At 66.3% G+C, this 18,036-nt stretch carries 16 protein-coding genes; 8 read left to right on the top strand and 8 right to left on the bottom strand.

Annotation, left to right across the window (positions count from 1 at the left end):
• Positions 1-25: 25 nt before the first annotated feature.
• Positions 26-1,213 carry a 4-hydroxybenzoate 3-monooxygenase gene (gene pobA / locus WCE05_RS05490; RefSeq protein WP_225789044.1) on the bottom strand — a complete coding sequence of 396 codons (1,188 nt, stop codon included), beginning with the start codon at positions 1,211-1,213 and terminating at the stop codon, positions 26-28.
• Between the two features lie 169 nt (positions 1,214-1,382).
• Between pobA and WCE05_RS05485 the strand changes: the two genes are divergently transcribed.
• From WCE05_RS05485 to WCE05_RS05475, 3 genes are read left to right on the top strand one after another with little or no spacing between them, the layout of a single operon-like run.
• On the top strand, positions 1,383-2,267 hold the full coding sequence (locus WCE05_RS05485; RefSeq protein WP_368815562.1) for a helix-turn-helix domain-containing protein: 885 nt from the start codon (positions 1,383-1,385) through the stop codon (positions 2,265-2,267).
• Between the two features lie 54 nt (positions 2,268-2,321).
• On the top strand, positions 2,322-2,723 hold the full coding sequence (locus tag WCE05_RS05480) for a MerR family DNA-binding transcriptional regulator (protein ID WP_225789042.1): 402 nt from the start codon (positions 2,322-2,324) through the stop codon (positions 2,721-2,723).
• A 20-nt stretch (positions 2,724-2,743) separates the two neighbouring features.
• On the top strand, positions 2,744-3,643 hold the full coding sequence (locus WCE05_RS05475; RefSeq protein WP_368815561.1) for a hydroxymethylglutaryl-CoA lyase: 900 nt from the start codon (positions 2,744-2,746) through the stop codon (positions 3,641-3,643).
• 536 nt (positions 3,644-4,179) lie between these two features.
• Here the strand turns inward: WCE05_RS05475 and WCE05_RS05470 are convergent.
• Positions 4,180-4,707, bottom strand: coding sequence for an MgtC/SapB family protein (locus tag WCE05_RS05470; RefSeq protein WP_225789040.1), 528 nt, complete (start codon positions 4,705-4,707; stop codon positions 4,180-4,182).
• Positions 4,708-4,975: 268 nt separating this feature from the next.
• Here WCE05_RS05470 and WCE05_RS05465 point away from each other — a divergent pair, with 268 nt between their 5' ends.
• Positions 4,976-5,215, top strand: coding sequence for a DUF3203 family protein (locus WCE05_RS05465; RefSeq protein ID WP_225789039.1), 240 nt, complete (start codon positions 4,976-4,978; stop codon positions 5,213-5,215).
• 119 nt (positions 5,216-5,334) lie between these two features.
• Complete coding sequence (gene mapR, locus WCE05_RS05460; protein WP_368815560.1) at positions 5,335-6,744, top strand: GntR family transcriptional regulator MpaR; 1,410 nt, start codon at positions 5,335-5,337, stop codon at positions 6,742-6,744.
• Positions 6,745-6,981: 237 nt separating this feature from the next.
• Here the strand turns inward: mapR and WCE05_RS05455 are convergent, their stop codons facing one another.
• The 6 genes from WCE05_RS05455 to WCE05_RS05430 all read right to left on the bottom strand — a co-directional run bounded on the left by WCE05_RS05455 (position 6,982) and on the right by WCE05_RS05430 (position 13,191).
• Complete coding sequence (locus WCE05_RS05455) at positions 6,982-7,728, bottom strand: SDR family oxidoreductase (RefSeq protein WP_368815559.1); 747 nt, start codon at positions 7,726-7,728, stop codon at positions 6,982-6,984.
• Positions 7,729-7,827: 99 nt separating this feature from the next.
• Complete coding sequence (locus WCE05_RS05450) at positions 7,828-9,363, bottom strand: DHA2 family efflux MFS transporter permease subunit (RefSeq protein WP_368815558.1); 1,536 nt, start codon at positions 9,361-9,363, stop codon at positions 7,828-7,830.
• Positions 9,360-10,553, bottom strand: coding sequence for an HlyD family efflux transporter periplasmic adaptor subunit (locus WCE05_RS05445; protein ID WP_368815557.1), 1,194 nt, complete (start codon positions 10,551-10,553; stop codon positions 9,360-9,362). Before WCE05_RS05445 ends, WCE05_RS05450 begins: the two co-directional genes overlap by 4 nt.
• Before the next feature lie 30 nt (positions 10,554-10,583).
• On the bottom strand, positions 10,584-11,057 hold the full coding sequence (locus WCE05_RS05440) for a MarR family winged helix-turn-helix transcriptional regulator (RefSeq protein ID WP_225789034.1): 474 nt from the start codon (positions 11,055-11,057) through the stop codon (positions 10,584-10,586).
• Positions 11,058-11,133: 76 nt separating this feature from the next.
• Entirely contained in the window at positions 11,134-11,772 is a 639-nt protein-coding gene (locus tag WCE05_RS05435; protein ID WP_225789033.1) for a response regulator transcription factor, read from the bottom strand.
• 12 nt (positions 11,773-11,784) lie between these two features.
• Positions 11,785-13,191 carry a sensor histidine kinase gene (locus WCE05_RS05430; RefSeq protein WP_368815556.1) on the bottom strand — a complete coding sequence of 469 codons (1,407 nt, stop codon included), beginning with the start codon at positions 13,189-13,191 and terminating at the stop codon, positions 11,785-11,787.
• 192 nt (positions 13,192-13,383) lie between these two features.
• Between WCE05_RS05430 and WCE05_RS05425 the strand changes: the two genes are divergently transcribed.
• The 3 genes from WCE05_RS05425 to WCE05_RS05415 all read left to right on the top strand — a co-directional run bounded on the left by WCE05_RS05425 (position 13,384) and on the right by WCE05_RS05415 (position 18,010).
• Positions 13,384-15,006, top strand: coding sequence for an acyl-CoA synthetase (locus WCE05_RS05425; protein WP_253091455.1), 1,623 nt, complete (start codon positions 13,384-13,386; stop codon positions 15,004-15,006).
• Positions 15,007-15,098: 92 nt separating this feature from the next.
• Positions 15,099-16,868 (top strand): acyl-CoA dehydrogenase C-terminal domain-containing protein, encoded by a 1,770-nt coding sequence (locus tag WCE05_RS05420; RefSeq protein WP_368815555.1) that lies wholly within the window; start codon positions 15,099-15,101, stop codon positions 16,866-16,868.
• A gap of 146 nt (positions 16,869-17,014) precedes the next feature.
• The gene (locus WCE05_RS05415) at positions 17,015-18,010 is read left to right on the top strand and encodes a FecR domain-containing protein (RefSeq protein WP_368815554.1); all 996 of its coding nucleotides are present in this window, start codon (positions 17,015-17,017) and stop codon (positions 18,008-18,010) included.
• Positions 18,011-18,036 lie beyond the last annotated feature (26 nt).

The raw sequence follows: 18,036 nt of genomic DNA, 5'->3' as shown, positions 1-18,036 counted from the left end.
GCGCCCATCGCCGGCAAGCCCCGCCCTACTCCACCACCTCGAACGGCAAGCCCACGTAGTTCTCGGCAATGTTCGCCAAGCCAGCCGGCGACCCCAGGAAATACTCGCGGTCGGCCTCTTGCATCTTCCGGTCCCAGTCATCCTTGTGCTCGCCGAAATCATGCAGCAACTGGGTCATGAACCAGCTGAAGCGCTCGCCCTTCCACACCCGCCGCAAGGCCAGCGGCGAGTACTGCGCCAGCAGGTCGGTACGCCCCTGGCGATAGACCTTGACCAGGATCCGGTACAGGTAGTTCACGTCCGAGGCCGCGAGGTTCAGGCCCTTGGCGCCGGTGGGCGGGACGATGTGGGCGGCGTCGCCGACCAGGAACAGCCGGCCATGCTGCATCGGTTCGACCACCAGGCTGCGCAACGGGGCGATGCTCTTTTCCAGCGCAGGGCCGGTGACCAGTCGCGCCGCCACGTCCTCGGGCAGGCGTGTCTTGAGCTCGTCCCAGAAACGCTGGTCGCTCCAGTCCTCGACCCGCTCGCCGAGCGGTACCTGCAGGTAGTAGCGGCTGCGGGTCTGGGAGCGCTGGCTGCACAGTACGAAACCGCGTTCGTGGTGGGCGTAGATCAGTTCGTGGTTGACCGGTGGCGTATCGGCCAGCAGGCCCAACCAGCCGAACGGATAGACCCGTTCGTAATGCTTGAGCACACCGTCGGGGATGCTCTGGCGCGACACGCCGTGAAAGCCGTCGCAACCGGCGATGTAGTCGCAGTCGACGCGATGCACCTGGCCATCCTTCTCGAACGTCAGGTACGGATGCACGCCTTCCAGTCCATGGGGTCGCACGTTGCTGGCCGAGTAGATGATCGGCGCCCCGCTCTCCTGGCGAGCCTGCATCAAATCGCGGGTGACCTCGGTCTGGCCATAGACCATGACCGTCTTGCCGCCGGTCAGTGCCTTGAGATCCAAGCGCTGGCGACGGCCGCCGACCAGCAGCTCGACCCCTTCGTGGACCAGCCCTTCACGCGCCATGCGCGCGGCCACCCCCGCCTCGTGCAACAGCTCGACCGTGCCCTGCTCCAGTACCCCGGCACGGATGCGCCCGAGCACGTAGTCGGGCGTCTGGCGCTCGAGGATCAGCGTGTCGATACCGGCCTTGTGCAACAGCTGGCCGAGCAGCAGGCCAGACGGGCCGGCGCCGATGATTGCAACCTGAGTCTTCATTGTTGTTGTCTCGTCGTGTCGATGCCGGCCTGCGACTGGCAGTGACCAGGCATCTGCTGTTAGGGTTTGCCCCTGCATTTTTACGATCAAGAATCGGCCATTAAGTGTGATATTCCATGGATTACCTGCACTTTTACATATTGTGTTCGATTAACGGACAGGTACGCGCATGATGTCGAGCCTCCCCGGTGTCCCGCTGTTCCAGCTCTATGGCGAGAACCACGCCTGGCCGGGGACCGACCTGCTGCACTGCGAGTCGATCCCGGCACGCAGCCGCCTGCACCACTGGGAGATCAAGCCCCATCGCCACGCCAAGCTGTTCCAGCTGCTGTACGTGCAGCGCGGCCAGGCCCAGGTGGAGATCGAGGGAAAGCGCAGCGAGATCTGCGAAGCGGCCATCCAGGTGGTGCCGCCGCTGACCGTGCATGGTTTTCGTTTCAGCGCCGATATCCAGGGGCATGTCCTGACCTTCGGCACGGCGCTGGTGGCGGACCTGGAGCAACGCCTGGGCGCACCGCTGGCCGTGCTGGCGTCGGCCACCTGCTACCCGCTGGGCAGCGACCGCCATCGGCTGCATGCCCTGATCGACACGCTGCAACAGGAATACCAGGGCAACGCCCCCTCCCGGGCAGCGATGCTGCAGGCGCTGGTGACCGCGCTGATGGTCTGGATCAGCCGTCGCCAGCAGTCCGGCCAACTGCCGCGCAACCGCGACGAACGTGATCGGCAACTGCTCGGTCGCTACTTGCGCCTGGTCGAGGCGCACTACCGCGAGCACCTCTCGGTGGACACTTTCGCCGCCCGCCTGGGGGTCTCCAGCCTGCGCCTCAACCAGCTATGCCGGGACCTGGCCGGGCAGAGCGCGTTGCAGGTCGTGCACCAGCGCCTGTTGCTCGAGGCCCGGCGCAACCTGGTGTATACGCGCATGAGCATCGGCCAGTTGTCGGACAGCCTGGGGTTCAGCGACCCGACCTACTTCGCGCGCTTCTTCAAGCGCCTGAGCGGGCAGACGCCCAAGGGTTATCGACAGTCGGCACGGCACGCGCCTGCTTGACGTATACGTCAACCTGCATTTAGGTTACTGCCATACCCTCTTTCGAGCCCGAGCATGAGCAGCCAGACCTACAGCATTTCCGACCTGTCCCGCGAACTGGACATCACCACCCGCGCGATCCGCTTCTACGAGGAACAGGGCCTGCTGAGCCCGGAGCGCCGCGGCCTGGAGCGCATCTACTCGGCACGTGACAAGGTCACCCTGAAACTCATCCTGCGCGGCAAGCGCATCGGCTTCTCCCTGGCCGAATGCCGCGAGCTGATCGAGCTGTACGACCCCAGCAGCGGCAACCTCAAGCAGCTCAACAGCATGCTGGCGAAGATCGCCGAACGCCGCGCCCAGCTGGAACAGCAGATGCTCGACATCCAGCAGATGCACCTGGAGCTGGACACCGCCCAGGAGCGCTGCGAACAGGCCCTGGCCGCCACCTTGAACACGCAGAACGCCAACCGTTGACCCGCCACAGGAAGCCCGCCATGTCATTGCCCAAGAACGTCCGCCTGGTCGAAGTCGGCCCACGCGACGGCCTGCAGAACGAAGCCCAGCCCATCAGCGTCGCCGACAAGGTGCGCCTGGTGGACGACCTCAGCGAGGCCGGGCTCTCCTATATCGAGGTGGGCAGCTTCGTCTCGCCCAAGTGGGTACCGCAGATGGCCGGCTCCGCCGAGGTGTTCGCCGGTATCCAGCAACGTCCCGGCGTCACCTACGCTGCCTTGGCCCCCAACCTGCGCGGTTTCGAGGATGCCCTGGTAGCGGGCGTGAAGGAAGTGGCGGTGTTCGCCGCTGCGTCCGAGGCATTCTCCCAGCGCAACATAAACTGCTCGATCAGCGACAGCCTCAAGCGCTTCGAACCGATCATGGAGGCCGCACGTAGCCATGGCATCCAGGTGCGCGGCTATGTGTCCTGCGTACTCGGCTGCCCTTATGAAGGCAAGGTCAGCGCCGAGCAGGTCGCCCCGGTGGCCCGGGCCCTGCATGACATGGGCTGCTACGAGGTGTCGCTGGGCGACACCATCGGCACCGGCACCGCCGGCGAGGCCCGGCGCCTGTTCGAGGTGGTCTCGACGCAGGTACCGCGCGAGCGGCTGGCCGGGCATTTCCACGACACCTATGGCCAGGCACTGGCCAATGTCTATGCCAGCCTGCTCGAAGGCATCCGGGTGTTCGACAGCTCCGTGGCGGGCCTGGGCGGCTGCCCCTATGCCAAGGGTGCCACCGGCAACGTGGCCACCGAGGATGTGGTGTACCTGATGCAGGGGCTGGGTATCGACACCGGCATCGACCTGCAACGGCTGATCGCCGCCGGCCAGCGCATCAGCGACGTGCTGGGCCGGGCCAACGGCTCGCGGGTGGCACGGGCACGCAGCGCGCAGTGAGTCATACGGGTGTCACATAGGTGTGGGTGAGTGTTACCGCCCACACACCTGGCAGCGAAAAATCGGGTAACAGGGAAACAATTCGACAGATTTTCAGGTGGTGCGATTTTCGCCAAACACAGCAAGCTATTGATTTTAAAGTAATTAAAAAAGTTGGCACGGCACCTGCTATATCTTCTGGCATAACAAGAACAAAAACGTGACACCCAATAAAAACAACAGATGACGGCTCTGACATAACAAGAACAACACGGCAGAGGCGTAGCAAGCAGATTTTTTTGGAGTAGACATGCATTCCAGGGGGCATGCCCCCGCGACCTGGCACAGAACAATAAAACTACCACGAGGTAGCGACGGTCAGGGTCGGATCAGCAATGATGAAAGCAGGTCAGCGCTCAAAAAAATACGTTTGCTCTTGGCCCCGGATGGGGGCCTCCCGCTACACCGAGGCACGGGCTGACAAAAACAACAACAAGCCGGTCTCCAATAATAAAAAAGAGCAGGCAACAACGCTTTGAGGGGAGCTTCGGCTCCCCTCAGTGCTTCCCGCCCTCCTCTTCCTCCTGCTTCTCCCCATTCTCCCCTTCCAGCTTGTCCACCAGCAGCGGCATGGTGCCCAGCACCAGCAGTGCCATGACCGTACTGATCAGCGCCGTGGCCTCGCGGCCCATGCCGGCGGCGGTACCGATGGCAGCGGTCATCCATAACCCAGCGGCGGTGGTCAGCCCCTTCACGTGGCTGGTGTCCTGCCCGTTGCCCTTGAGGATGGTGCCGGCACCGAGGAAACCGATACCGGCGACGATCCCCTGGATCACCCGGCTGAGCGCCTGTTCGTCGGCCCCGGCCATGCTCGGCGCCAGCACGAACAACGCAGCCCCCAGCGACACCAGCATATGGGTGCGCACGCCGGCGGACTTGCCCTTGTGCTCGCGCTCGAAGCCCAGTACCGCGCCCAGCAGCGCCGCCATCAGCAGGCGCACGAGGATCTGCGTGACCTCGCGCTCGTCGGCGATGTCGGCGAACTCGGCTTGAATGGCCTGCCATACCGTGGGCCAGATATCCATGGAAACCCTCTCGTATCGGGCAACGCACCAGGGCCGTTGCGGGCCCCTTCGTGGGCAGGCCCGCTCCCACAGGTTCCGAGTCGGCCAACATGATGCGGTTTGCAAAGGCCATGTGGGAGCGGGCTTGCCCGCGAAAGAGCCCGCACGGCTTTAAGACGTTGACCATACCGCTACCCGGGAGTGCGACCGGATCCGCCGAGCGGAACGATGCAGCAACCCCAATGCCTGCGCGGTCACAACCAATGACCGCCACCAGGAGGAACCCGCCATGCCCGTTGAAATCGACGAAAGCACCCGCCGCTGCACCCTGATCGGCGAAGACCTGCGCATCGAGGGCGATGGCCCGGATATCGAGATCGTCACCGACGAGCAACTGCGCATGTCCGTGGCGCTGCTCGCCGGCCAGCGCGTGCCGATCACCGAAGCCGAGGCCGATGCCCTCACCGTCGCAGGCGCGCTGGACAGCCGCCGGCACCTGAAGGCCAGCACGCCAGGCTCGGTGATCTAGCGACAATCTGATACGGTTTTCATCGCGCAAACTGAGTCTGTACTGAAAACAGGGCACACCTCATACTGCCTGGGCCGGGCGGCATTCCTACGCCCTTCACCCCGCCTGGCCCAGCCACAATGAAACGCTACGAACGATTCGCCGACGACATTGCCGAACTGATCCGCTCCGGGGTGCTCGGCCCGGGCCAGCGCGTGCCATCGGTACGCTATGCCAGCCAAACCCACGGGGTCAGCCCGTCCACGGTGTTCCAGGCCTACTACCTGCTCGAGCGCCGTGGGCTGATCCGCGCCCGGCCGCGCTCGGGCTATTTCGTCAATGCCCATGCGCCCCGCCAGTTCAGCGAGCCCCAGGCCCTGGCGCCGGCCGGCGGCTCCACCGACGTGGACGTCAGCGACCTGGTGTTCTCCATCCTCGACTCGATCAAGGACCCGCACACCGTGCCGTTCGGCTCGGCCTTCCCCAGCCCGGGGCTGTTCCCGCTGCAACGCCTGGCACGCTCCCTGGCCAGCGCCAGCCGGGCCATGGACCCGCACATGGTGGTCAGCGACCTGTCGCCGGGCAACCCGCAGCTGCGCCGGCAGATCGCCCTGCGCTACATGGTTGGCGGATTGATGTTGCCGATGGAGGAACTGCTGATCACCAACGGCGCCCTGGAGGCCCTGAACCTGTGTCTGCAGGCGGTCACCGAACCTGGCGATCTGGTGGCCATCGAGGCGCCGGCCTTCTACGCCTGCCTGCAGGTGCTGGAGCGGCTCAAGCTCAAGGCCGTGGAGATCCCGGTGCAACCACGCGAAGGCATGGACCTGGACGCCCTGGCGCAAGCCCTGGAGCAGCATCCGGTCAAGGCCGTGTGGTGCATGACCAACTTCCAGAACCCGGTGGGCGCCAGCATGCCGGAGGCGAAGAAACAGGCACTGGTCGAGCTGCTGCGCCGCCATCAGGTGCCGTTGATCGAGGACGATGTCTACGCCGAACTCTATTACTCGCAGCAGGCGCCCAAGCCGGCCAAGGCCTTCGACAGCGAAGGCCTGGTGATGCACTGCGGCTCCTTCGCCAAGAGCCTCGCACCGGGCTACCGCATCGGCTGGGTGGCCGCCGGACGCTTCGCCCGCAAGATCGAGCGGCTCAAGCTGATGACCTCGCTGTGTGCATCGATGCCAGCCCAGGCGGCGATCGCCGACTACCTGCAGCATGGCGGCTATGACCGTCACCTGCGCAAGTTGCGGTATGCCCTGGAAGGGCAACAGACCAGCATGCTCGCCGCCATCGCCCGCCACCTGCCGGCCCAGACCCGGGTCAGCCAGCCCACAGGTGGCTACTTCCTGTGGCTGGAGCTGCCCCAACGGATGGATGCGCTCAAGCTGTTCCACATGGCCCTGGCCCAGGGTATCAGTATCGCCCCGGGGCCGATCTTCTCGCCCACCCGGCGCTTTGGCAACTGCATCCGCCTGAACTATGGCAGCCCCTGGAGCGATGGCGCGGAGCAGGCGATGGCAACCCTGGGGCGGATCGCACGATCGTTTTGACAGCAGGGATTACACGACCCTTCGGGCTGCGCTGGGGCACAGGGAACGTTCGGCTGACAGCGCCCCCAAAACGCCCTAGTGTCCTGTCTCGGAAATACGTTCTCTTTTGGCGAGTGGCTTGGGTGTTCGGCCAAGGCGCCGCGACGAGTCATAGCAGGGCTATGGCGAGCAGTGGCAACGCCGGCCGGGCGCCCAAGACGCCGCCAAAAGCGAACAGCGTATTTCCGAGACAGGGCACTAGCGCCCGCCCCCCAGCTCGATGAAGCTGCCGGTGGAATAGGACGCCTTGTCCGACAGCAGCCAGAGGATCGCCTCGGCCACTTCCTCGGGTTGCCCGCCACGCCCCATGGGCAGCCCTGGCTCGAGCTTGGCCACCCGCTCGGGATCGCCGCTCAGGGCATGGAAACCGGTATGGATGTAACCCGGCCGCACGCCGTTGACCCGCACGCCCTCGCCCGCCACTTCCTTGGCCAGGCCGATGGTGAAGGTGTCCAGTGCGCCCTTGGAGGCCGCGTAGTCGACATATTCGTTGGGCGCCCCGAGACGCGCGGCCACCGACGACACGTTGACGATGCCGCCGCCCTGGCCGCCATGGCGCCGGGCCATGCGCAGCAGGGCATGCTTGGCGCACAGCATCGGGCCGACCACGTTGGACTTCATCACCTTGAGCAGGCGGAACTCGGACATTTCCTCGACCCGGCTCTGCTGGCCGATGGTGCCGGCGTTGTTGACCAACGCGGTGACCGGGCCGAGCTCCTGGTCGACACGGTGGAACAGTTGCATCACCTCATCCTCGACGCTGGCGTCGGCGCGCACGACGATGGCCATGGCCCCCAGCGCGCGGACCTGGCCGAGCACCTGTTCGGCGGCCTGGTCGTCGGCGTGGTAGTTGATGCAGATACGGTAACCTTGCCTGGCCGCCAGCAACGCGGTGGCGGCGCCGATGCCACGGCTGGCACCGGTGATCACGATGACTTTCTCCATGAGCCTGCCAATTGCCTGGGAATGAACCTTCGACAATAGGGGAAAAGCGCCCGATTGTGAATGCCGGCGGGGCAGCGCCCCTAAAGGGCGCTCACCGGCTCAATGCCCCGCCGAAGCCGGCCCGGCCTTGGCCGTGAATGGCGGACGCGCCAGCCATACCAGCAGGATCAGGCCGGCGAATATCCAGGTCATCAGGGTGAAGTAGTCCACCGTCGACATCATGTACGCCTGCCCGTTGAGGATCTGCTCCAGCTGCGCGTAGCTCTGCGGGTTCGCCCCACCCAACTGCTCCAGCGCATGACGGGTGGTCGGGTCGTACTGGCTGATGTTCTCGCTCAGGTAGGCATGGTGCTGGTCGGCCCGGCGAATCCAGATCCAGGTGGTCAGCGAGGCGGCGAAGCTGCCGCCAAGGGTGCGCAGGAACGTGGCCAGGCCCGAGCCATCGGCGATCTGGTGGGGCGGCAGGTCCGATAACAGGATGCTCAAGGTCGGCATGAAGAACAGCGCCACACCGATCCCCATGAACAACTGCACCAGCGCCACGTGCTGGAAGTCCACCTCGCTGGTGAAGCCGGCCCGCATGTAGCAACTGGTGCCGATCGCCAGGAACGCCAGCCCCGCCAGCAGGCGCAGGTCGAATCGGTGGGCGTACTTGCCGACGAAGGGCGACATGAGCACCGGCAACAGGCCGATCGGCGCCACCGCCAGGCCCGCCCAGGTGGCGGTGTAGCCCATCTGCGTCTGCAGCCACTGCGGCAGGATCAGGTTGATGCCGAAGAACCCCGCATAGCCACCTACCAGCACCAACGTGCCGATGCGAAAGTTACGGTGCACGAACAGCCGCAGGTTGACCACTGGATGGCGGTCAGTCAGCTCCCAGATCACGAAGATCGCCAGGAACACCACCGATATCAGGCTGCCAACGACGATGAACGACGACTCGAACCAGTCCAGGTCATTGCCTTTGTCCAGCACCACCTGCAACGCACCGACGCCGATGACCAGGGTCAGCAGGCCGATGTAGTCCATCGGCTGACGGCTGGTGAGCACCGGCCGCGCGCGCATCTGCTGGCGCACCACGGCGGCGGCGAACAGGCCGATAGGCACGTTGATGAAGAAGATCCATGGCCAGCTGTAGCTGTCGGTGATCCAGCCGCCGAGGATCGGCCCTGCGATCGGCGCCACCACCGTGACCATGGCCAGCAGGGCCAGGGCCATCCCCCGCTTGGCCGGCGGGTATACCGCAATCAGCAAGGTCTGGGTCATCGGATACAGCGGGCCTGCCACCACCCCCTGGAGCACACGGAAGGCCACCAGCTCGGGCATCGACTGGGCGATGCCGCACAGGAACGAGGCGAGCACGAACAGCAGCGTGGCCCAGATGAACAGCTTCACCTCGCCGAAACGCCGGCTCAGCCAACCGGTCAGCGGCAAGGCGATGGCGTTGCTCACGGCGAACGAGGTGATCACCCAGGTGCCCTGCTCGTAGCTCACCCCCAGGTTGCCGGAGATGGTCGGCAAGGCCACGTTGGCGATGGTGGTGTCGAGCACCTGCATGAAAGTCGCCAGCGACAGGCCGATGGTGGTCAGCAGCAGGCTCGGCGGCGTGAACTGGGCGGGTGCGTTGTCGCTCATCGCTGGGCCGTCTTGCCGGACGCGCTGTTCTCGTGGATCAGCCGGGCGATCAGGTGGTCGGCCTCGACCAGTTGGCGGTCATACACCTGAGTGGTGTAGCTGGCCTGCTGCGGCGGTTGCTGTGCCAGGGCCGGGCCACTCTGGTCGTGCAGGTCGACCTCGACCACGGTGGACAGGCCGATGCGCAGCGGGTGCGCCTTGAGTTGCTGGGGGTCGAGGTGAATACGTACCGGCACCCGCTGGACGATCTTGATCCAGTTGCCGGTGGCGTTCTGCGCTGGCAACAGGGCGAAGGCGCTGCCGGTACCGGCGCCGAGGCTGTCGATGGTGCCGCTGTACTTCACGGCGCTGCCGTAGAGGTCGGCGGTGACCTCCACCGGCTGGCCGATGCGCATGTCGCGCAGCTGGGTTTCCTTGAAGTTGGCGTCGATCCACACCTGGTCCAGGGGGATCACCGCCATGGTCGCGGTACCCGGCTGCAGGCGCTGACCCAGTTGCACGGTGCGCTTGGCCACGTAGCCGGTCACCGGCGCCACCAGGGTGGTGCGAGCGTGGTCGAGGTAGGCCTGGCGCAGGTCGGCGGCGGCGGCCATGACCTCGGGATGCGAGGAGACCACGGTGTCGTCGACCAGCGCAGTGCTGGTGCTGAGCTGCTGACGGGCATTGTCCAGGGCGCTCTGGGCGGCGCTCAGGTCATCGCGGGAATGGGAAAGCTCCTCGGCGGCGATCGCCCCGCTGTCGGCCAGCACCTTGCGCCGCTGGTAGTTTTCCCGGGCCTTCTTCAGTTCGGCCTGGCGGGTCTGTACCTGGGCCTTGAGGGCATCGACGTTGCTGTACAGGCCACGCACCTGGCGTACGGTGCGCGCCAGCCTGGCCTCGGCCGATTGCAGGGCGACCTCGCTGTCGGCCGGGTCGAAGCGCAACAGTACCTGGCCGGCGTGGACCAGGTCGCCATCGTCGGCACCGATGCTGGTGACGGTGCCGGTCACCAGGGGAGTGATTTCCACCACGTTGCCGTTGACGTAGGCGTCGTCGGTGCTCTCGTGCCAACGCCCGACCAGGGCGTACCAGGCCCAGGTGGCGGCGCCGGCGAGAACCAGCACGAGCAACAGGCCCAGCAGCCAGGTCTTGCGCTTGCGCGAGGCTTCAGGCGTCGCGCTGGTGGAGGGGGTGTCGACGGGAGTGGCCATGACGGTACCTTGGATGAATCGTGACAGGGATCAACGATCGCCGAAGCGGCGGATCGTCAGGGGGTCGCCGGCGCTGATCAGCACCTTGGCCAACAGGCCTTCGAGGGTCTTGAGTTCTTCCGGTTGCAGCACGCCGAGCAGCTCGTTCATCGATGCCGCGCCGATCTGCGGCAGGCGATCGGCCAGGCGCTGGCCCTCGCGGGTCAAGGCCAGGCGCACCTGGCGACGGTCTTGCGGGCAGCGATTGCGCAGGACCAGCCCCTTCTGCTCGAGGCGGTCGAGCATGCGCGTCATCGAGCCGCTGTCCAGGCCCAGGTAGCGGCACAGCTCGGCCGGGGTGTCCACCTGGTACTGGGCGACGATGATCAACACCTTGAACTGCGCGGCGGTGATACCGTCGGCCTCCAGGTGCGAATCGAGGATGCGGTCCTTCAACAACGTGGCACGGCCCAGCAGCATGCCGAGGGTGCAGCTCTGGAAATTTTCCGGGGTGAAATGGGACATCGGGGTCGGCTCGAACAATTGTGTAAAAATATTACTGCCTAGGCAGTGAATGTCAAAACCTTTATTAGGTGGCTACTCAAACCACCCGGGCAGCCGCCAAGCCCAGCGCCTGCACCTGCCCACAGGCAATCGCCATCCCCACCAGCTCCGCCAGGCTTGCCGCCTGCATGCGCTTCATCACCCGCCCCCGGTACAGGTCCACGGTCTTGACGCTGACCCCGAGCTGCTCGGCGATCTCGCGGTTGCTCAGGCCCTGGGCCAACGGGATGAACACATCCCGCTCGCGCGGCGTCAGCCCATCGATGCGCGCCTGCACGGCGGCCAGCGCCTCGCTGCCCTGGTGCTCGCGGCGAGCGTGGCCCAAGGCCGCCTGGACACTGTCGAGCAGCAACTGGTCGTTGTAGGGTTTCTCGATGAAATCGCAGGCCCCGGCCTTGAAGGCACGGACCACGATGGGCACATCGGCGTGCCCGCTGACGAAGATCACCGGGATCCGCCGCCCACGCTCGCGCAACGCCTCCTGTACCGCCAGCCCGCCCAGGCCAGGCATGCGCACATCCAGGAGCACGCAGGCCGGCCCCCGGTCGTCGCAGGCGTCCAGGAACGCCTGGCCGCTGGTGAACGGCAGCGCACACAGCCCCACCGACTCCAGCAGCCAGACCGTCGAATCGAGCATGCCTTGGTCGTCATCGACCACATAGACCTTCGCTTGCACCTTCACCCTCCCTCATCCCTTGTTCGCCGGCAGGCGGCAGCACAACACCAAGCCGCCCGCCTCGCCCGGCCGCGCCTGCAGGCTGCCACCGAAACCCTCGACGATGCTGCGGCTCATGCTCAGGCCGAGCCCCAGGCCGTCCGCCTTGCTGGTGGTGAACGGCGTGAAGATCTCGTCCAGACGCTCGGCAGCCACGCCCGGCCCTTGGTCGGCGACCTCCACCTGCAGCCAGTCGCCCTGGCGCACGGCGCCCAGCAGGATACGCGAGGGCCTGCCATCGTGCCGCTCGCGGTTGGCGTCGATGGCATTGCGCAGCAGGTTGAGCAGTACCTGCTCCAGCAGCACGCGGTCGGCATGCACGCTCGGCAAGGTCCCGCTCATGCGCAGCTCGATGCTGACCTGCTCACGCGCCGCCTCCCAAGCGCACAGGCGCATCGCCTCGCCGGCCACCTCGACGATGTCGAGTGCCTGCAAGTGTCGCGGGCCCTTGCGCAGAAAGGCCCGCAAGCGGCGGATGACCTCGGCGGCATGGGTAGCCTGCTCGATGATGCGCTGCAGCCCCTGGCCGACCCGCTCGCGGGCCTGCGGGTCGCGTTCCAGCCCTTGCAGGTAGCGCTGGCTGGCGTTGGCGTAGTTGACCACCGCCGCCAGCGGTTGGTTGATCTCATGGGCGATGCCCGACGCCAGTTCGCCAAGGGTGGCCACCCGGGCACCATGGGCCAGGCTCTCCTGGGCCTCGATGCGCAGGCTGATGTCGCGGGACACGCTGACGATCTCCACCACCGCGCCGGTGTAGGTCTCGCGGATGGCCCGGCTGGCGATCTCGAACCAGCGATAGCCGCCAGCGGCATGGCGGACCCGGCAGGTCATGGTGTGGTAGCCATCCTGGTCCAGGGCGGCAGCGGCCTGCTGCAGGGCCTGGCGCCGCTCGCGGGGATGGAGCAAGGCACGGACCGGCATGCCGCGCAGTTGCTCCGGCCACAGGCCGAGCAGGCGGAATGCCGCGGGCGAGGCATCGAGGAAGCGGCCATCGGGGCTGTGCCGGGAGATCAGGTCGGTGGTGTTCTCGATGATCAAGCGGTACAGGCGCCGGGCTCGGCTGGCCTCGCGGGCGCCGTGGCGCTCCTCGCTGGCGTCGCGGCAGCGGGCCAGCACCTGCTGGCCGCGGTCGTCGGGGATGAAGGTCCACAGCAGGATGCGCTCGCCCTGCTCGGCCTCCACCTCAGCGATGGCCCGCCCCTGGCGCAGGCAGGCACGCACCAGCGCCGCGCTGTTGGCCGGCAACCAGCGCGCCAGCGGCGGCCCCGCTTCGATCAGCGCCTGCAGGGCCGCGTTGAGGGCCAGCGGACGGGCATCGGGCGCCAGCAGCAGGCTGGGTTGGGGATCCTTGGCGAGCAAGGGGGATAGGTGCTTGTCCACGGTTTCGGGCTCGTTCTTATAGTATTTTTACTATATTGCTATAGTCGATATTCCATCTACCATAGCGGTTCGCTTAAAAATGCGACAGGGGAAGCGGCACCCACGCGCGCTCCCCACCCTGATCAGAGCTAACAATCAGCCACCGGGGGCCATGCGCACAGGCTGCGCCTGCCTCCCCTACAGGACCACCGCATGTCGATCTTCTCCCAGGGCCTGATGCCCGCCCCTGTCAACCATGTCGCCCTCACGCCGCTGAGCTTCATCGAACGCACCGCCGCGGTGTACGGTCATTACCCGGCAGTGATCCACGGTGCCCTGCGCCGCGACTGGCGCCAGACCTACGAGCGCTGCTGCCGCCTGGCCAGCGCCCTGGCCGGACGTGGCATCGGCCGTGGCGACACGGTGGCGGTGATGCTGCCGAATATCCCGGCGATGCTCGAGGCGCACTTCGCCGTGCCGATGATCGGCGCGGTGCTCAACACCCTGAACGTGCGCCTGGATGCCGAAGCCATCGCCTTCATGCTGCAGCACGGTGAGGCCAAGGTGCTGATCACCGACCGCGAGTTCCACGCCGTGATCGAAGCCGCCCTGGCCCTACTCGAACACCCGCCCCTGGTGGTCGACGTGGACGACCCGGAGTACGGCGAAGGCCGCGCGGTCAGCGAGCTGGACTACGAGGCCCTGCTCGCCGAGGGCGACCCGGCGTTCGCCTGGGAATGGCCGGAGGACGAATGGCAGGCCATTTCGCTGAACTACACCTCCGGCACCACCGGTAACCCCAAGGGCGTGGTCTACCACCATCGCGGCGCCTACCTCAATGCCCTGGGCAACCAGATCACCTGGGCCATGGGCCATCACCCGGTGTACCTGTGGACCCTGCCGATGTTTCATTGCAACGGCTGGTGCTACCCCTGGACCATCACCGCCCTGGCTGGCACCCATGTGTTCCTGCGCCGGGTCGACCCGCAGAAGATCCTCACCCTCATCCGCGAGCACCGGGTCACTCACCTGTGCGGCGCGCCCATCGTGCTCAATGCCCTGGTGAACATGCCCGAGACCGACAAGGCGGCCATCGACCATCCAGTGCAGGCCATGGTCGCCGGCGCCGCACCACCGGCCAAGGTGATCGGCGCGGTGGAGGAAATGGGCATCCAGCTCACCCATACCTACGGCCTGACCGAGGTCTACGGCCCAGTGACCGTGTGCGCCTGGCACGCCGAATGGGACGACCAGCCCCTGGAGCAGCGAGCACGGATCAAGTCGCGCCAGGGTGTGCGCTACCCGACCCTCGATGGCCTGATGGTCGCCGATCCGCAGACCCTTCAGCCGGTGCCCCGCGATGGCAACACCCTGGGCGAGATCTTCATGCGTGGCAACACGGTGATGAAGGGCTACCTGAAGAACCCCGAGGCCACCGCCGAGGCCTTCCGCGGCGGCTGGTTCCACACCGGCGACCTGGCCGTGTGGCATGCCGACGGCTATGTCGAGATCAAGGACCGGCTCAAGGACATCATCATCTCCGGGGGCGAGAACATCTCCACCCTCGAGGTCGAAGATACCCTCTACCGGCATCCGGCTGTCCTCGAGGCAGCTGTGGTGGCCCGCCCGGACGAGAAATGGGGCGAGACGCCCTGCGCCTTCGTCGCCCTCAAGCCCGGCCACGGCGCCACCCGCGAGGCGGACATCATCGCTTGGTGCCGCGAGCATCTGGCCGGTTTCAAGGTGCCGAAGACGGTGGTCTTCGGTGAGCTGCCCAAGACCTCCACCGGCAAGATCCAGAAGTACCTCCTGCGCGACCAGGCCAGGGCCCTCTGACCCCAACGCCTGCCTCACCGACCATGTCGCCCCCCTACCAGGGTGGGCGACCCTGCGCCGCGGATTCCTCCCTTGCATTCGAGAGCTCCCAGATGACCCAGTACACGGCCCCCTTGCGCGACATGCGCTTCGTTCTCCATGACCTGTTCGATGCCCAAGCCCTGTGGGCCCGCCTGCCGGCGCTGGCCGAGCGGGTCGATGCCGACACCGCCGACGCCATCCTCGAAGAGGCGGCGAAGATCACCGGCCAATTGATCGCCCCGCTCAGCCGCAACGGCGACGAACAGGGCGTGCACTTCGAGGCCGGCCAGGTGACCACCCCCGACGGTTTCCGCGAGGCCTGGCGGACCTACCGCGAAGGCGGCTGGGTTGGCCTGGGCGGTAACCCCGAGTACGGCGGCATGGGCATGCCGAAGATGCTCGCCGTGCTGTTCGAGGAGATGCTCTACGCCGCCGATTGCAGCTTCAGCCTGTATTCGGCGCTGAGCGCCGGCACTTGCCTGGCCATCGATGCCCATGCCGACGAGGCCTTGAAGGCCACCTTCCTGGCGCCGCTGTACAGCGGCCAGTGGGCGGGCACCATGTGCCTGACCGAGCCCCAGGCCGGCACCGACCTGGGCCTGATCCGCACCCGTGCCGAACCCCAGGCCGATGGCAGTTACCGCATCAGTGGCAGCAAGATCTTCATCACCGGCGGCGAGCAGGACCTGACCGAGAACATCGTCCACCTGGTGCTGGCCAGGCTGCCGGACGCACCGGCCGGCCCCAAGGGCATCTCGCTGTTCCTGGTGCCCAAGTACCTGGTCGAGGCGGACGGTAGCCTGGGCGCGCGCAATGGGGCGCACTGCGGCTCGATCGAACACAAGATGGGTATCAAGGCCTCGGCCACCTGCGTGATGAACTTCGACGCGGCCACCGGCTACCTGGTCGGCGAAGCGAACCGCGGCCTGGCGGCGATGTTCACCATGATGAACTACGAGCGCCTGTCCATCGGCATCCAGGGCCTCGGCTGCGCCGAGGCCTCGTACCAGAGCGCCGCGCGCTACGCCTGCGAACGCCTGCAAAGCCGGGCCGCCGCAGGACCGCAGGTACGCGACGGGATCGCCGACCCGATCATCCACCACGGCGATGTACGGCGCATGCTGCTGACCATGCGCGCGCTCACCGAAGGCGGCCGTGCCTTCGCCGCCTATGTTGGCCAACAACTGGACTTGTCTCGCTACGCCGAGGACGCCGGCGAGCGTGAACGCGCCCAACGCCAGGTGGCCCTGCTGACCCCGGTGGCCAAGGCGTTCTTCACCGACAACGGCCTGGAAAGCTGCGTGCTCGGCCAGCAGGTATTCGGCGGCCACGGCTATATCCGTGAATGGGGGCAGGAGCAGCGGGTGCGCGACGTGCGTATCGCGCAGATCTACGAAGGCACCAACGGCATCCAGGCCCTCGACCTGCTGGGGCGCAAGGTCCTTGCCGACGGCGGCCAGGCCCTGTTCGCCTTCACCAGCGAGGTCCGGGCCTTCTGTGTCGACGCCCCACTGCACCGCGATGCCCTGCTGGAGGCCCTGGTGCGTCTGGAGCGCACCAGCCAATGGCTGCTGGAGCAGGCGCCTCGGGACGTCAACCTGGTCAGCGCCACGGCAGTGGAATACCTGCACCTGTTCGGCCTGACCGCCTACGCCTACCTGTGGGCACGTATGGCGGCCATAGCCCAGCGCAAGCTCGACGAGGATCCGGCGTTCCTTGGTGCCAAGCTGGCCTGTGCCGAGTTCTTCTTCCAGCGCCTGCTGCCGCGCAGCCTGGCGCTGGAAGCCAGCATCCAGGCCGGTAGCGCCAGCCTCTATGGCATGGCGTCAGGGCAGTTCTGAACTCGGGCTGTGCGGGATTGGGCCGGTTGAGTGTCAGAACCGGCCCTTTATTCAGACGAAAAAACGCACATTTGATAGTCATTCGCCATTATCTCGGTTCTCGCAGCCCCTTCGCAGGGGTAGAATGCGCAAAACCGGGAGCCGCAATGAACCACGACCGCTTCACCCCCACTCCAGACGATGCCATCACCGACGCCGCCGCCCATTGGTGCATGCGCCTGCATGCCGATGACTGCACGAACGCCGAGCAGGCGGCATTCGCCCAGTGGCTGGCGGCCGACCCGCGGCACCTCGAGGAATACCAGGCGATGCTGGACATCTGGCAGACCGCCGACCTGCTGCCACGCAGCGCGACCGTGACCAAGCTCAAGCCCCGCGCCCGGCAGCGCAACTGGCGCCCGTTCGCCTGCGCGGCGGCGATCGCCCTGCTCGCCTTGCCCCTGGCCGGCTGGGTGGGCTGGGAACAAGGCTGGGTGCCCAATCGCTACCAGCATTTCGAAAGCACCGACCAGGTGCGCCAGGTAACGCTGGGCGATGGCAGCGTGGTCGAGCTCAACCTCAATACCGAGCTGCGCTACCTGAACTACAAGGACCAGCGCCAGGTCACCCTGGTCAAGGGCGAGGCGTTCTTCAAGGTCGAACATGACAGCGCGCACCCGTTCATCGTCCGCGCTGGGCATGGCCAGACGCGGGTTACCGGTACCCAGTTCAACGTCTGGAAGTACCAGGACCAGGTCGAGGTGACCCTGGTGGAAGGCTCGGTGCTGGTCAGCAGCAATGGCAGCGACGGCGGCTACCGCCTCGGCCCCGGCATGCAGGCCAGCTACCATGCCGGCGACTTCGAGCCGACCCTTGCGCAGAGCGGCGACTACGGCAACGACCTGGCCTGGCGCAACGGCAAGCTCATCCTCGACAACCTCAGCCTGAGCCAGGCCCTGCCGGTGATCAACCGCTACCTGGACAAGCCGCTGCGACTGGCCGACGACAACACCGGCAAGCTGCGCGTCAGTGGCGTGTACAACACCCGCGAAGTGCACCGGCTGGTGGACAACCTGCCCCAGGTACTGCCCGTCTACCTGACCCGCAGCAAGGACGGCGGCACCGTCCTCAACCGTATCTCGCCGCTCCCGGACAAGGGCTGAGCCTTTTCGATACTGGGGCCGCTTCG

The sequence above is a fragment of the Pseudomonas sp. I2 genome (assembly GCF_040984075.1).
Lineage (GTDB): Bacteria > Pseudomonadota > Gammaproteobacteria > Pseudomonadales > Pseudomonadaceae > Aquipseudomonas > Aquipseudomonas guariconensis_B.
The sequence above is the reverse complement of the archived record's forward strand: the minus strand, read 5'-3'. Positions and strand labels throughout refer to the sequence as shown.